Raw genomic sequence first — 14019 nt, 5'->3', positions numbered from 1 at the left:
TATGCTCGTTCATGCCTGCTCCTGTTTTCACGGGATTCTTGCTGTCGGCAGTCGCGATAGAATAATTCTGGTTTTCCTGAGCAGTTTGGGTGATTGGCGATGGGTATCATAAAAACGTGGATTGGAGATGATGGATGCCAGCCAAGCCGCTTGTCCAGGGGTAAGAGATGCTGCGGATACTCCAAAGTAATGCTGTGCGGCAGCTTCGATGCCAAATACACCTTCCCCCCATTCTATGATATTCAGGTAGATTTCCAGAATGCGCTGCTTGGTCAGAAGTTCTTCCATCATCAATGTGATGAGGGCTTCCTGTGCTTTACGCCATGCGGTTTTTTTACTTGATAGAAACAGATTCTTGGCAAGTTGCTGGCTGATGGTCGAACCACCCGCCACCAGTTTGCGTTGTTTCAGGTTCTTTTTCCAGGCCGTTTCGATGGCTTTGTAGTCGAATCCCTGATGCTGCATAAAACGGGCATCTTCAGTGGCGACGACTGCCCGTTTAAGATGACTGGAAATCTGTTCATAATCCACCCAGCGATGCTGTAATTTTGCTGACGGATTCTGCTGACGCATGGTTTCCAGGCGGCTCTGCATGAATGCACTGGTAGTTGGGGGGTATGCACGCCAGTAGACAATGTGCAGCAGAAACCAGGATTGATAAAGGAGTGCAACCGCCATGAACAGCAGCAGCGGGCGTAACAGCCAGGTACTGATTAATCCTGGTTTAGATGTGGTCAGTCGAGATATTCTGGTCAGTTTCACGAGGCATGGTGGCGCAGCTCATCTCGGAGCTGACTGATGACAAGCTGTGTTTCCGGACGGATGCCATGCCACAGCAGAAAAGATTCGGCAGCCTGTTCAACCAGCATGCCGGCGCCATCTGCCAGATGAACAACGCCCTGCGTACTGGCAAATTCCAGAAAGGGTGTCAGCGTGCTGCTGTACAGCAGATCGTAGGCAAGAGCAGTGCCGTGGAACAGATCCGGCGGTATGGGAGGGCATTCGTTATGCAGACTGGCTGAAGTGGCATTGATGACGAGATCGAAATGCTGCCCGATAAAATGCTGGTAATGGCCACCGATGATATTTCCATGGTGTGCAAATCGCTGTTGCAATGCGGTTGCCTTGTCAGGGGTACGATTGGCGACAGCCAGCAGGCTGGGTTGCTGTTGCAGCAGAGGCAGGATGATGCCACTGGCAGCACCACCGGCGCCCATCAGCAGGATATGTTTATCCTTCAAGGAAAAGTTCAGGTTGACTTCGATATCGCGCACCAGTCCGATGCCATCGGTATTGTCACCGAGCATTTCCTTATTTTCCTCGAACCGGAAAGTATTGACTGCACGTGCAGCGCGGGCGCGGTCGGTCAACCGGGTGGCCAGTGTATAGGCTTCAAACTTGAAGGGGACAGTGATATTCATGCCTTTTCCCCCGGTTTCCCGGAAATTCAGGACGGCTTGTTCAAATCCATCCAGTGGCGCCAGCAAGGTGGTGTAGCGCATGGTTCGGCCGGTCTGCTGCGCAAACCGGGTATGAATGAACGGTGACTTACTGTGTGCAACCGGGTTGCCAATGACGGCATAAATATCCATTTCGACTGATTTCAAGTGTTTTTAAAAAGAGTGTTACTTGCTTAATAGTTTGTCCGAGCGGGAAAATACCCAGGTACGGGTAATATGCAGAATATCGGTATCCCGACTGATATCAGGCGGGAAGGGAGCAAATCCGTTACGTGCAGCCAGTCGAACAATCCGGATGGCAGCATCATCCAGTATCTGGCTGCCGGAAGAACGATCGATTCCGATGGATTCAAGACTGCCATCAGCGCGTACACCTACGGTCAGTTGCAGGCTGCCGTATAATTTTTTTCTTCTGGCTTCTTCCGGGTAATTCAGGTTGCCGATACGTTCTACTTTGAGTCGCCAATCTTCCAGATAGCGGGCAAAACGATATTCGCGTGTACGTGCGCCGATGAATCTGCGTTTCGGACGTTTCTGATAGGCTTCGTGATCTTTTGCGATCTGTGCTTCCAGACGGGCAATTTCGAGGCTGCGTTGCAACAGATTGTCGTGGTTGTTCAAATGGGTGGCAGCAGGTTGATTCTGCCTGGGTTTATCCTGTTCCGGTTTTGCCTGCGGCAGGGATTGTGTGACACGCGCCTTGCTTTCAGCAACAGTCAGCAGTTTTTTGACTTCGCTTTCCAGCTGCTTTGTTTTCCGGGTGACATCGGCCAGGCTCATTGGTTTTACACCTGGCAGAACCGGCAGCGGTGTTTTGGCCTGGCGATCTTCCGCAACATTGCCGCCGCCTTCCAGATTGGCCTGGGCAAATACGTTGGTATCTACGGGCTTGGTTTGAGATTTGCTGTTAACCAGTACCACATCGATTGATTGCGTGATTTTGGTGTGTTTTGGCTCGGGTGGGCTGAGTGATATACCTGTGATGATGGCTACGTGCAAGAGCAACGAGAGCAACAGCGCCAGGAAAATTCTGCGATCGGGTTGCGTGGAGAAGCCGGTAACTACAGTGTGCTGCATTGGCGATCAATCTTCTCGCTTGCCAAGAAAGCTGACATTGAGCGTGCGATCCAGCAGATCGATCTGCGAAATGCCGACGGTAACGAATGTGCCAGGAGAGAGATCCGGCAGTGAAGGTGCCCGGGCTATCAGCGGCAGACGATCCAGCTTGACCAGATTTTCCTTTACAACGACTGCCCCGGTTGTATTGATGTTTTCCTGTAATAACCAGCGCAGACACCAATAGCGCTCCATTCCACGCTGAAATTCTGCGTAAGTTGCATAGGCCATTTCAAAATCCCGCATGGAGATCAGCAATGCATCATCTTCGCGGGTGTAGGCGGGTGGATTACCCGATACCAGCGCAATCAGTTGGCGCTGATTGATGAGATCGACGTAACGGCGCATGGGAGAGCTGCTCCAGGTGTATTGCGATACGCCCAACCCCTGATGTGGTGCAGGAGAAAGACTCATTTTTACCTTGCCATTTCCCTGGCTGCGGTAAATCCCGACAAATCCGCTATCCGCGAGCTGCTTACCCCATTCAGCATTCGCAAAAATCATCAGCTCTGATACGACTTTATCGATGGGTGCTCCCCGGCGTCGCTCAAAAATCGAAACACGATCCTGATCAATGCTGAAACTGTAATCTACTTTTTCGCTATTAATATCTTGATCCTTGCCGCGTAACTTTTCCATTTTGTTGGAAAAATTCCAGAGTATTCTTAGTTCATGAGCAAAGGGGTAATCTACCTGATTTTCACGTAAGGTAACTTCGTTAAACTGTTGTTCCAGTATATCAAGGCGCAAATTGGTGGAAACTTCAATGGTTTCAATCCGGCTGAAGGTGCGGGTGACATTAAAATCATCCGCTACATCCAGATATAGCGAGAGTACCGGGCGACGGCGTGCTGCGCTCAGAGTGAAATGCTGAATCACATTTTCCGGAAACATGGTGATTTTGCGGCCGGGCAGATAAACTGTTGACAGGCGCTGTGCTGCGAATTTATCAAGGAGTGAATTCGGAGCGACGCCCAGTGCAGGCGTGGCAATATGTATTCCGATGCGGAAGCTGCCGAATGTCAGCGGAGTGACAGAAAAGGCATCATCAATTTCAGTGGTGGTGGCATCATCAATGCTGAATGCCGTGACATCGGCTGCTGGTAAATCTTCCGGATCCGTATGCTGGAAATCGGACGAAAAAGTATCTGTACCGATTCCTTCCGGGAAGTGTTCATACAGAAACTGGTTGAAATGGTAATCGTGTGTTGACGGAATGGCTCCGCATCGTTCCAGCAGCTTGGGTACGCTTAGTCGGGTGGTATCGCACGCTGCTTCCAGTGCTTTCCATTCGATCGTGTTTTTGTCCGGTCCATATAACAGGTCATCGAGCAGCGGCTGGAAGGCATCGGGCAGTTCAAATGCCAGCAGCTGTTGCACATAACCGGCCTGTTTTTCCTCGGCCAATCGCTTCTTTTCCCGGCTGGCCAGGGCAGCTTGTAGAATTTCGGGGGGGGCTGCTTTGTAGCGCCCTGCTCCCTTTTTGTGAAAATAAATTGGGTTCTGACTCAGCAAAATTGTGATGCTCGCGATTTCAGCAGGATCGGGCGTGTGGCCAAAATAGTCGTTTGCCAGTGCCTGTCCGGTGAATTCATTGTTTTCCGCGCAGCATTCCCACAAGAAGTTTACATCGATGCCAGCAGCCATTTCCTGTGCCTGCTGCATGAATTCATGTATAGGTGGGTTTTCAAAGCGCAATAGAACTGATCCAGCCTTGATCTTAGAGCGCTTCCCATGTATGGACTCAATTTGCAGTGAGGTGGTGTTGTCAGCCAGGATATTGCCGACTTTGAATCCTCCTGCTTCCTCGTAAAAAACGTTTGTCAAATCGATCCTCAGTTCAACCCAGAACAGCGTGCGAAAAAATCATTTTCTAATGTTATCCGATTCAACGGGTGATAAACAATGGAGCGAATAAGCGGATTATGCCTGCGGAATTGATGGCCAGAATTAGCACACACCAAGGTAATCGAACCATCCAGAGAGACAGGGAAATACGCCGTTCATGGTAACATAATGGCGTCGTTATCAAAAAAACAAAGACCGCAGAAAAGAGTATTTCGTTGCTACTTTCTTGCACCCTGGCTCAAAAAGAGCTTTTGATTAGGTCCTCCATCAGACGCATTGCGGGAAAGATCATGATGATCACAAGAAGTGCGACGAGGGTCGTAGTTATTCTACGATGCCAGGGAGTGTGGCACAGCGAGCGCATGATTTTGTCGCAATCCTTTGGGATGCTGGTTTTACAGATAAACTGCGGCGTTGAGTTCGTTGTGAAGGGAACCACTACTCACTGCCTCACTCGTCTTGCACTCCATCCGTAAAACACAGTGTGCAGCCATGTGGGATTTAATCAGCGATTCCAGAAATACTTCGACCAGAGGAACCCGTGAGGATTATTGGGTATGGAAGCAGAGGCTCCAGAAAAACAGCCGTGTAAACGGTTATGTACACAACTTCTAATTTAATCAGATGGTAAAAACACGTTTTGCTCCAAGTCCTACCGGTTATCTGCATATCGGCGGTGCGCGTACGGCCCTTTTTTCCTGGGCGTTTGCCCGGAAGCACGGTGGAAAATTTGTTCTGAGGATCGAGGATACCGACCTTGAACGCTCGACCCAACAGTCCGTTCAGGCAATTCTCGATGGAATGGCCTGGCTGGGACTGGATTATGATGAAGGGCCGTATTACCAGATGCAGCGGTTGAGCCGCTATCAGGAAGTTGCTGAGCGATTACTTAGTCAGGGCCTTGCCTATCGCTGCTATGCCAGCAAGGAAGAACTGGATACGTTACGCGAACAGCAGCGTCTGGCCGGGTTGAAGCCGCGTTATGACGGCCGCTGGCGCGATAGCAGGCAGACCCCGCCAGCAGGTGTCACGCCAGTGGTGCGATTTAAAACTCCGCGGGAAGGGTATGCAGTGTTTGATGATCTGGTGAAAGGTAAAATCAGCGTCGCCAATCACGAGCTGGATGATCTGGTATTGTTGAGAAGTGACGGAACGCCTACCTATAATTTTGGTGTGGTGCTGGATGATCTCGATATGGGCATCACGCATGTCATCCGCGGAGATGATCATGTCAATAATACTCCGCGCCAGATCAATATCCTCAAGGCGTTGGGTGTAACCATTCCACAATATGCGCATGTGCCTATGATTCTGGGTGCAGATGGCGAGCGTTTATCCAAGCGGCACGGTGCGGTATCCGTGATGCATTACCGCGATCAGGGCTATCTGCCGGAGGCGCTGATCAATTATCTGGCGCGGCTCGGATGGTCACACGGGGATGAGGAAATCTTTAGCCAGGAACAATTGGTTGAATGGTTTGATCTGGCTGCGATTAACCGTTCACCGGCAAAATTTAATCCGGAGAAACTGACCTGGCTGAACCAGCATTACCTGAAAGTTGCCAATGATATCCAGCTGGCGGAGCTGGTCACCCCCTTTTTGCTGGAAAGAAAATACAGCCTGCCGGGAGAGGAAAATCTGCTTCGGATCGTGAATTTGCTTAAGGAGCGTGTCAACACCGTAGAGGAGCTGGCCGACGCGTCCGCTTATTTTTTTCAAGCTATCGAAGCCCCTGAGGCGCTCAGAACACAATATTTCACTGCCGAGATTCGCCCGGTGCTGGCGTACCTGATTGATCGTTTGGCGCAGATCGAATGGAAGCGGCAAACGATTCATCAAGAGATCAAGCAGACAGTTTCTTTCCATAAGCTGAAGTTTCCCAATCTGGCGATGCCGCTGCGTGTCATGGTCACGGGTGCGGCACATACACCGGCGATCGACGCGGTGCTGGAGTTGATTGGTAAGGAAGAAACGCTGCGTCGTTTGCGTGACCAGCTGAATACTTTCCCGCAGTGAGGGTGCTGTATTTTGTTTTTGTTGATCGAAAATTTTTGTTCAAAGACTTGTTATGACAATGCATGAACGTGCTGATTTGCTGAAACAGTTGCTGGCTGGGCGTATTCTGCTGCTCGACGGTGCCATGGGCACGATGATCCAGAGCTACAAGCTGACTGAATCGGATTATAGAGGAGAACGTTTTGCCGATTTTCCGCATGATCTCAAGGGTAATAACGATCTGCTGTGTCTGACTAAACCGGAGGTGATTCGCGCCATTCATCGTGCCTATCTTGAAGCCGGGTCGGACATTATCGAAACCAACACCTTCAATTCAAATGCGCCTTCCATGGCGGATTACCACATGCAGGATCTGGTGTATGAGCTGAACGTGGCGGGTGCACGGCTGGCGTGTGAGGAAGCGCGAGCCATGGAAGCGCAACAACCCGGCCGGCCCCGTTTTGTTGCCGGGGTGATCGGTCCTACTACCAAAACAGCTTCGCTCTCTCCGGATGTCAATGATCCTGGTTTTCGTGCCATTACTTTCGATGATCTGGTGGAAAGCTATACCGAATCGGTACGCGGACTGGTGGATGGTGGGGCCGATATTCTGCTGGTTGAAACCATCTTTGATACGTTGAATGCCAAGGCGGCATTGTTTGCCATTGATCAGTATTTCGAGACACACGGATTGCGTTTTCCGATAATGATATCGGTCACGATCACGGATGCATCGGGGCGTAATCTGTCCGGACAGACACCGGAAGCCTTCTGGAATTCAGTGCGGCATGCACGCCCGCTTTCAGTGGGAATCAACTGTGCGCTGGGCGCGGAACTGATGCGTCCTTATGTGCAGGAACTGTCGAACGTTTCCGAGGTTTATACCAGTGCCCACCCCAATGCGGGTTTGCCTAATCCGCTGGCGGAAACCGGTTATGACGAAACACCGGAATATACTGCGCGGCTGATCAAGGATTTTGCACAATCAGGATTCGTCAATATTGTGGGCGGGTGTTGTGGTACGACACCGCAGCATATTGCTGCCATCGCAGAAGCAATACGGGACATTCCACCACGTGTACTGCCGGATATTCCTAAAAAACTGAGATTATCCGGGCTTGAACCCCTCAGCATTGATGAGCACTCTCTGTTTGTGAACGTGGGCGAGCGTACCAACGTCACCGGTTCCAAGGCATTTGCCCGTCTGGTTCTTAGCGGAAATTATGCAGAAGGGCTGGTGATTGCGCGCAACCAGGTGGAGAACGGTGCGCAGATCATCGATATCAACATGGATGAAGGCATGCTAGATTCGCAAAAGGCGATGGTGACTTTTTTGAATCTGGTTGCATCCGAACCGGATATCAGCAAACTGCCGATCATGGTTGATTCCAGCAGATGGTCAGTGATTGAAGCCGGGTTGAAATGTATCCAGGGCAAGGCAATCATCAATTCCATCAGTCTCAAAGAAGGAGAAGAGGAATTTTTGCAGCACGCCCGATTGGCGCGCCGTTATGGGGCAGCGGTAATTGTGATGGCGTTCGACGAAACCGGGCAGGCCGATACCCTGCAGCGCAAAGTAGATATTTGTACGCGCAGTTACCATACTTTGATCGAAAAGGTCGATTTTCCACCTGAAGATATCATTTTCGATCCCAATATTTTTGCCATTGCCACCGGGATTGAGGAACACAGTAATTACGCCGTCGATTTTATTGAAGCAACACGCGCTATCCGGCAAACGCTGCCCTACGCCAAGATCAGCGGCGGAGTCTCTAACGTTTCATTCTCGTTCCGGGGGAACGAACCGATTCGTGAAGCTATTCATACTGCGTTTCTGTACCACGCGGTCAAGGCCGGCATGACCATGGGGATCGTCAATGCCGGGCAGTTGGGTGTGTACTCCGATATTCCATCTGATCTGCTGGAGCATGTTGAAGATGTTCTGCTCAATCGGCGACCCGATGCAACTGAACGTCTGGTGGAGTTTGCAGAAAATTTCAAGGGCCAGAAAAAGGAACAGGTTGAAGATCTTGCCTGGCGGGATGAGCCGATACGACAACGCCTGATTCATGCATTGGTCAGGGGTATCACCACCTATATCGTCGAGGATACAGAGCTGATCCGACAGGAAATCGACAGCCAGGGAGGCAAGCCGATCGAAGTGATCGAAGGTCCGCTCATGGATGGCATGAATGTGGTGGGCGACCTGTTTGGTGCAGGAAAAATGTTTTTGCCGCAGGTGGTCAAGTCCGCGCGTGTGATGAAGCAGGCGGTTGCCCATTTGTTGCCGTATATCGAGGCGGAAAAAAAGATTTCCGGTGACAGCAAGCCCAAGGGCAAGCTGGTGATTGCCACTGTCAAGGGGGACGTACATGACATCGGCAAGAATATCGTTACGGTCGTGCTGCAGTGCAATAACTTTGAAGTGGTCAATTTGGGAGTCATGGTCCCCAGTGCGCAGATTCTGGAGACAGCGCGTCGTGAGCAGGCGGATATGATCGGATTATCGGGTCTGATCACTCCCTCGCTGGAGGAGATGGCGCATGTTGCTAGGGAAATGGAGCGCGAGCAATTCACCATACCTTTGCTGATCGGTGGCGCAACTACTTCACGTATGCACACCGCAGTTAAAATTGCACCGCATTACAGTGGCTTCACCGTGTGGGTGCCTGATGCCAGCCGGGCGGTTGGGGTATGCAGTAATCTGATGTCGCAGGATTTACGTGAGGATTATATCCAGCAGGTCAGAGCCGAACAGGAAAAAAGCCGAGCGCAGCATAAGAACAAGAAAGGGCCTTCCAAGTTGCTGCCTTTCGAAGAAGCACGGACTAACGCCTTTAAAACCGACTGGAATAGTTATATCCCGCCGGAGCCAGATTTTCTGGGATTGCGGACACTCAATAACTATCCACTCGAAACGCTGGTTCCATACATTGACTGGACACCGTTTTTTCAGGCATGGGAGCTGCATGGACGTTATCCGGCAATTCTTCAGGATAAACTTGTCGGAGAAGCTGCCAGCAATCTGTTTCGTGATGCCCAGAACATGCTCAGGAAGGTCGTCGAACAGAAATGGCTTGCAGCCAACGCGGTTATCGGCCTGTTTCCGGCCAATACCGTTAATGGGGATGATATCGAGATTTATGCTGATCGCAGCCGCAGCAAGACGGTCATGACTTGGCACACTTTACGACAGCAGACTGCCAAGCCTGCAGGACATCCGAATCTGGCACTGGCTGATTTTATCGCACCGCGGGAAACCGGTATTGCCGATACCATCGGTTTATTTGCAGTAAGCTCCGGCTTCGGTATCGATGAACGGGTGCGCGCATTTGAGGCAGAAAACGATGATTATAGTGCGATCATACTGAAAGCATTGGCCGATCGCCTGGCGGAAGCCTTTGCAGAACATATGCATGCGCGGGTGCGGCGGGAATTCTGGGGGTATGTGAAAGACGAGAGTCTCGACAATGAACAGCTGATTGACGAGCAATATCAGGGAATCCGTCCGGCACCAGGTTATCCGGCGTGCCCTGATCATACAGAAAAAGGCCCGTTATTTGCTCTGCTGGAAGCAGAAAAGCGCAGCGGCATCATCGTGACTGAAGCTTTTGCAATGGTACCAACAGCGGCTGTCTCCGGTTTTTATATTTCTCATCCGGCATCCAAATATTTCGCCGTTGGCAAAATCGGTAAGGATCAGGTTGAAGATTACGCAAGACGCAAGGGGTGGACCCTGGAGAAGGCGGAGCGTTGGCTGGCGCCTACTCTGGCATATGAGCCTGGAAACCGCGGTTAATCATCGCTTATCAGTTTCTGAAAACCATGACGGATAGTGAGCCTGCTGCTTTCGCTCATGCGTGAGATCGCTACGTGCCGATTGCACACCTGGGGTGCTATCTGGCTGCGTTGCGCCTTGTCAGAAGGTGCATTGCGCATGCCTGGGTAACGCACCCAATATGCGTTTTCCAGGTTGAACGCTGATTACCCTGCTTGTGTAGCAGTGCATTCCTGCCCTCTCGGGATTATTTCAGAAATGGCTTGCAATCTTTCCCGGAATCAGTGAAATTTTGCGATGATTATCGGCGCGTTATGGGAATAAAGCGGCCGGTTTTTGTGCGTGATCCGGAACATTATTTACTGAGGGGAGTGGAGAATGAAATACAGCAGTATCGAGGAATTCAAGAATTATGTTTCTGAAAGGAATCCGGGACAACCGGAATTTCTGCAGGCTGTTGCTGAAGTGATTGAAAGTTTGTGGCCTTTTATTGTTGATCGTCCCCGTTATTCTGAGCAAGGTCTGCTGGATCGCCTGGTCGAGCCGGAACGGGTTATTATTTTCCGGGTGGCATGGGTGGATGATCGTGGGGAAGTCAGAGTCAATCGAGGGTATCGGATCCAGCATAATTCGGCGATTGGCCCGTATAAAGGCGGGACTCGGTTCCATCCGTCAGTCAATCTTTCCATCCTTAAATTTCTTGCGTTTGAACAGGCTTTCAAAAATGCCCTGACGACTCTGCCCATGGGCGGAGGGAAAGGGGGCGCTGATTTTGATCCTAAAGGCAAGAGTCCTGGAGAAATCATGCGCTTCTGCCAGGCGTATGCAACTGAATTGTTTCGCCATGTCGGGGCGGATACAGACGTGCCCGCCGGTGATATTGGCGTGGGTGGCAGGGAAGTCGGTTATATGGCCGGCATGGTCAAGAAACTGACTAACCGGTCGGATTGTGTGTTTACCGGCAAAGGATTGAGTTTTGGCGGGTCATTGTTGCGGCCGGAGGCGACCGGGTATGGTCTGGTCTACTTTGCCGAAGAGATGCTGAATCATACGGGTCGTTCGCTGAAAGACTTGCGGGTATCCGTTTCTGGTTCTGGAAATGTGGCGCAGTTTGCCATTGACAAAGCGATGTCGCTGGGTGCCAGAGTGGTCACCGTTTCGGATTCAAGTGGTACGGTAGTGGATGAAGCTGGATTTACTCCGGAAAAACTGGCGATTCTGGCTGAAGTCAAGAATCGTTTTTACGGGCGTGTCAATGAGTATGCTGAAAGGATAGATGCGCAATTTCTTCCATGTGAAAAACCATGGAATGTACCGGTGGATGTTGCTTTGCCCTGTGCCACACAGAACGAACTGAATGATAATGACGCCGCAATACTGATCAGGAATGGTGTGAGTTGTGTGGCTGAGGGGGCTAACATGCCGTGTACTGCGGGGGCGGTAGAGCGGTTCCAGTATGCAAAAATACTGTTTGCACCCGGTAAGGCAAGTAATGCTGGAGGTGTGGCTACTTCCGGTCTGGAGATGAGTCAGCAGGCCATGCGGCTTTCCTGGACAAGTGGCGAAGTAGATATGCGCCTGCACGAAATTATGCGTGCTATTCACCGTTCCTGTATCGGGTACGGTGAGAAGAGTGATGGAACGGTTAATTATGTAGATGGCGCCAATATAGCTGGATTTGTGAAAGTGGCGGAAGCAATGCTGGCACAAGGCGTTATCTGATTACAAGAATGTTGTACATTGTTACATTGATGGACTTTGACAGTAATAGATGAGCGATACTCCTTCTTATTGTGATATGGATATGTTGTTTCCCCTGTAGGCTGGATGGGTTGCAGCCGGTTTGTAAATAGACTGGCCGGTTGCTCTGATGGATTTAATCTTGATCATGGTTTTGAATGGATGGACAGGTCATGAGTAAAGTTCTTGCCGGGTTATTGCTGATGTTCTGGGTACAGTTGCTTGTTGCAGGGGGAGATGAGGATTACCTGAAAGTACGAGAGGCATTCCGGGCAGGTAATGCGGCGCATGTTGCCGAGTATGCCGAACGTATGAAACGGCACGTACTGTTTCCTTATGCAGAATATTTCAGGCTGCGTATGGAGCTGGAAACAACAGACGCCAGCACAATCAGGGCTTTCCTGACGCGTTATGACGGTAGTTTCGTGGCCGACAGATTGCGGGGAGAGTGGCTGCAGATTCTCGGGAAACGTCGGCAATGGACGCTGTTTGCCGAGGAATATCCAAAGTTGGTCAACCGGGAGGAGAGTCTGCAATGTTATGCACTGCAACACCGGCTGGCCAGGGGAGATAAAGCAGCGGGTGCAGAGGCGCGCTCACTCTGGTTTACCGGGCGTGATATGCCGGTCAGTTGTGTGGCTGTATTCGATTCACTGATCGGAACCAATGTTATCCGAGTAGAGGATATCTGGACCCGAATCAGGCTGGCCTTCGAAGCCGGCAATACCGGTGTGGCCAAAAGTGTAAACAAATATCTGCCGCATCATCAGGCGCTTGACCTGCAGAAACTGAGTGCTGCAACCAGGGATGCCAGGCGTTTTCTCGATCGGCAGACCGTTTTTAAATCACGCGCAGACCGGGAAATTGCGTTGTTCGCGCTGTTACGTCTGCTGCGTAGCGAAACCAACCAAGCATTTGCGCGCTGGCATAAAATCCGTGGACAGTTTCCCGAGACAGATCAATCCTACTTTATGGGAAATCTTGCCTACTGGGCGGCGATTCGACAGGATTCACGTGCAATGAACTGGTTCATGGAGGCTACGCGGAGTAAGCATGCTTATCCGTTGTCCGAAACGAAACAGGCATGGCGGGCTCGGGTAGCATTGCGTGAAGGTAACTGGCAGCGTCTGCTGCATAGCATCAGCCAAATGCCTGCCGCTATGCAGCAGGAGGACGTCTGGCGTTACTGGCACGCGCGTGCGCTGAAAGTCGGCAAGAAGAATGTGGAAGCCAATACCTTGCTGATTCCTTTGAACCATGAGCATAGTTTTTATGGGCAGATGGCCAGAGAAGAACTGGGTGAGATGCTCAGTGTCCCGGCGATTGAATACCAGGTCAGTGCTCAGGAAATTCAGCTCATGGAACAGAATCCGGGTATTCGCCGGGCCATGGCATTGTATCGGCTGAATCAGCGAGTGGAGGCAAATCGCGAATGGATCTGGACGGTGCAGCATTTCAGCGATGCACAACTGCTGGCAGCTGCCAAAGTGGCTCAGCGTTACGGTATTTATGACCGTGCAATCAATACTGCAATCAAAACGGTGACTCATCATGATTTCAACTTGCGCTATCTGGCACCCTATCGTGAACAGATGCGTCCTGTTGTGCAACAGCAGCAGCTGGATGAATCATTTGTATATGGGTTGATTCGACAGGAAAGCCGTTTTATCGCGGATATCAAGTCCAGCGCCGGAGCAGCCGGACTGATGCAGCTGATGCCGGCAACTGCCAAATGGGTAGCCGGCAAGCTGGGTGTCAAAAATTTTCATAACAGCCTGATCACGGATATCAATACTAATCTTCAGTTGGGTACCTATTACCTGAAGCATGTACTGGATCAGCTGGACGATCAGCCGCTGCTGGCTGCGGCTGCCTACAACGCCGGGCCGGGCCGGGCAAAACGCTGGAGAGGCGCACAGCCGCTGGAGGGCGCAATCTATGCCGAGACTATCCCATTCAATGAAACGCGCGATTATGTCAAAGTGGTATTGAGCAATTCAATGTATTACGCTAATAATTTTGAACAACTCAACCGGCCAACGCTGAAACAACGGTTGGGGACAGTCGCAGCGGCACGGTGAT

General features: G+C 51.0%; 8 protein-coding genes. 4 read left to right on the top strand and 4 right to left on the bottom strand.

Annotated features, from left to right (window positions below; translation table 11 throughout):
* Positions 1 to 27: 27 nt before the first annotated feature.
* The 4 genes from mtgA to ABO04_RS02100 are packed head-to-tail and all read right to left on the bottom strand — an operon-like array spanning position 28 to position 4403.
* Complete coding sequence (gene mtgA, locus ABO04_RS02115; protein ID WP_160808980.1) at positions 28 to 762, bottom strand: monofunctional biosynthetic peptidoglycan transglycosylase; 735 nt, start codon at positions 760 to 762, stop codon at positions 28 to 30.
* Positions 759 to 1592, bottom strand: a complete 834-nt coding sequence (aroE, locus tag ABO04_RS02110; protein WP_160808979.1) for a shikimate dehydrogenase — start codon at positions 1590 to 1592, stop codon at positions 759 to 761. The genes mtgA and aroE overlap by 4 nt, the downstream gene beginning before the upstream one ends.
* Before the next feature lie 33 nt (positions 1593 to 1625).
* Positions 1626 to 2537 carry an energy transducer TonB gene (locus ABO04_RS02105; protein WP_160808978.1) on the bottom strand — a complete coding sequence of 304 codons (912 nt, stop codon included), beginning with the start codon at positions 2535 to 2537 and terminating at the stop codon, positions 1626 to 1628.
* A 6-nt stretch (positions 2538 to 2543) separates the two neighbouring features.
* Positions 2544 to 4403, bottom strand: a complete 1860-nt coding sequence (locus ABO04_RS02100; RefSeq protein WP_160808977.1) for an RNB domain-containing ribonuclease — start codon at positions 4401 to 4403, stop codon at positions 2544 to 2546.
* Positions 4404 to 5048: 645 nt separating this feature from the next.
* Here ABO04_RS02100 and gltX point away from each other — a divergent pair.
* The 4 genes from gltX (at position 5049) to ABO04_RS02080 (ending at position 14018) form a co-directional block, all read left to right on the top strand.
* Complete coding sequence (gene gltX, locus ABO04_RS02095; protein WP_160808976.1) at positions 5049 to 6440, top strand: glutamate--tRNA ligase; 1392 nt, start codon at positions 5049 to 5051, stop codon at positions 6438 to 6440.
* A gap of 52 nt (positions 6441 to 6492) precedes the next feature.
* On the top strand, positions 6493 to 10218 hold the full coding sequence (metH, locus tag ABO04_RS02090) for a methionine synthase (RefSeq protein WP_160808975.1): 3726 nt from the start codon (positions 6493 to 6495) through the stop codon (positions 10216 to 10218).
* Between the two features lie 357 nt (positions 10219 to 10575).
* The gene (gene gdhA / locus ABO04_RS02085; protein ID WP_160808974.1) at positions 10576 to 11919 is read left to right on the top strand and encodes an NADP-specific glutamate dehydrogenase; all 1344 of its coding nucleotides are present in this window, start codon (positions 10576 to 10578) and stop codon (positions 11917 to 11919) included.
* A 191-nt stretch (positions 11920 to 12110) separates the two neighbouring features.
* On the top strand, positions 12111 to 14018 hold the full coding sequence (locus tag ABO04_RS02080) for a lytic transglycosylase domain-containing protein (RefSeq protein ID WP_160808973.1): 1908 nt from the start codon (positions 12111 to 12113) through the stop codon (positions 14016 to 14018).
* Position 14019: the final 1 nt, after the last annotated feature.

It is taken from the genome of Nitrosomonas sp. HPC101, from assembly GCF_009833125.1.
Lineage (GTDB): Bacteria > Pseudomonadota > Gammaproteobacteria > Burkholderiales > Nitrosomonadaceae > Nitrosomonas.
The sequence above is the reverse complement of the archived record's forward strand: the minus strand, read 5'-3'. Positions and strand labels throughout refer to the sequence as shown.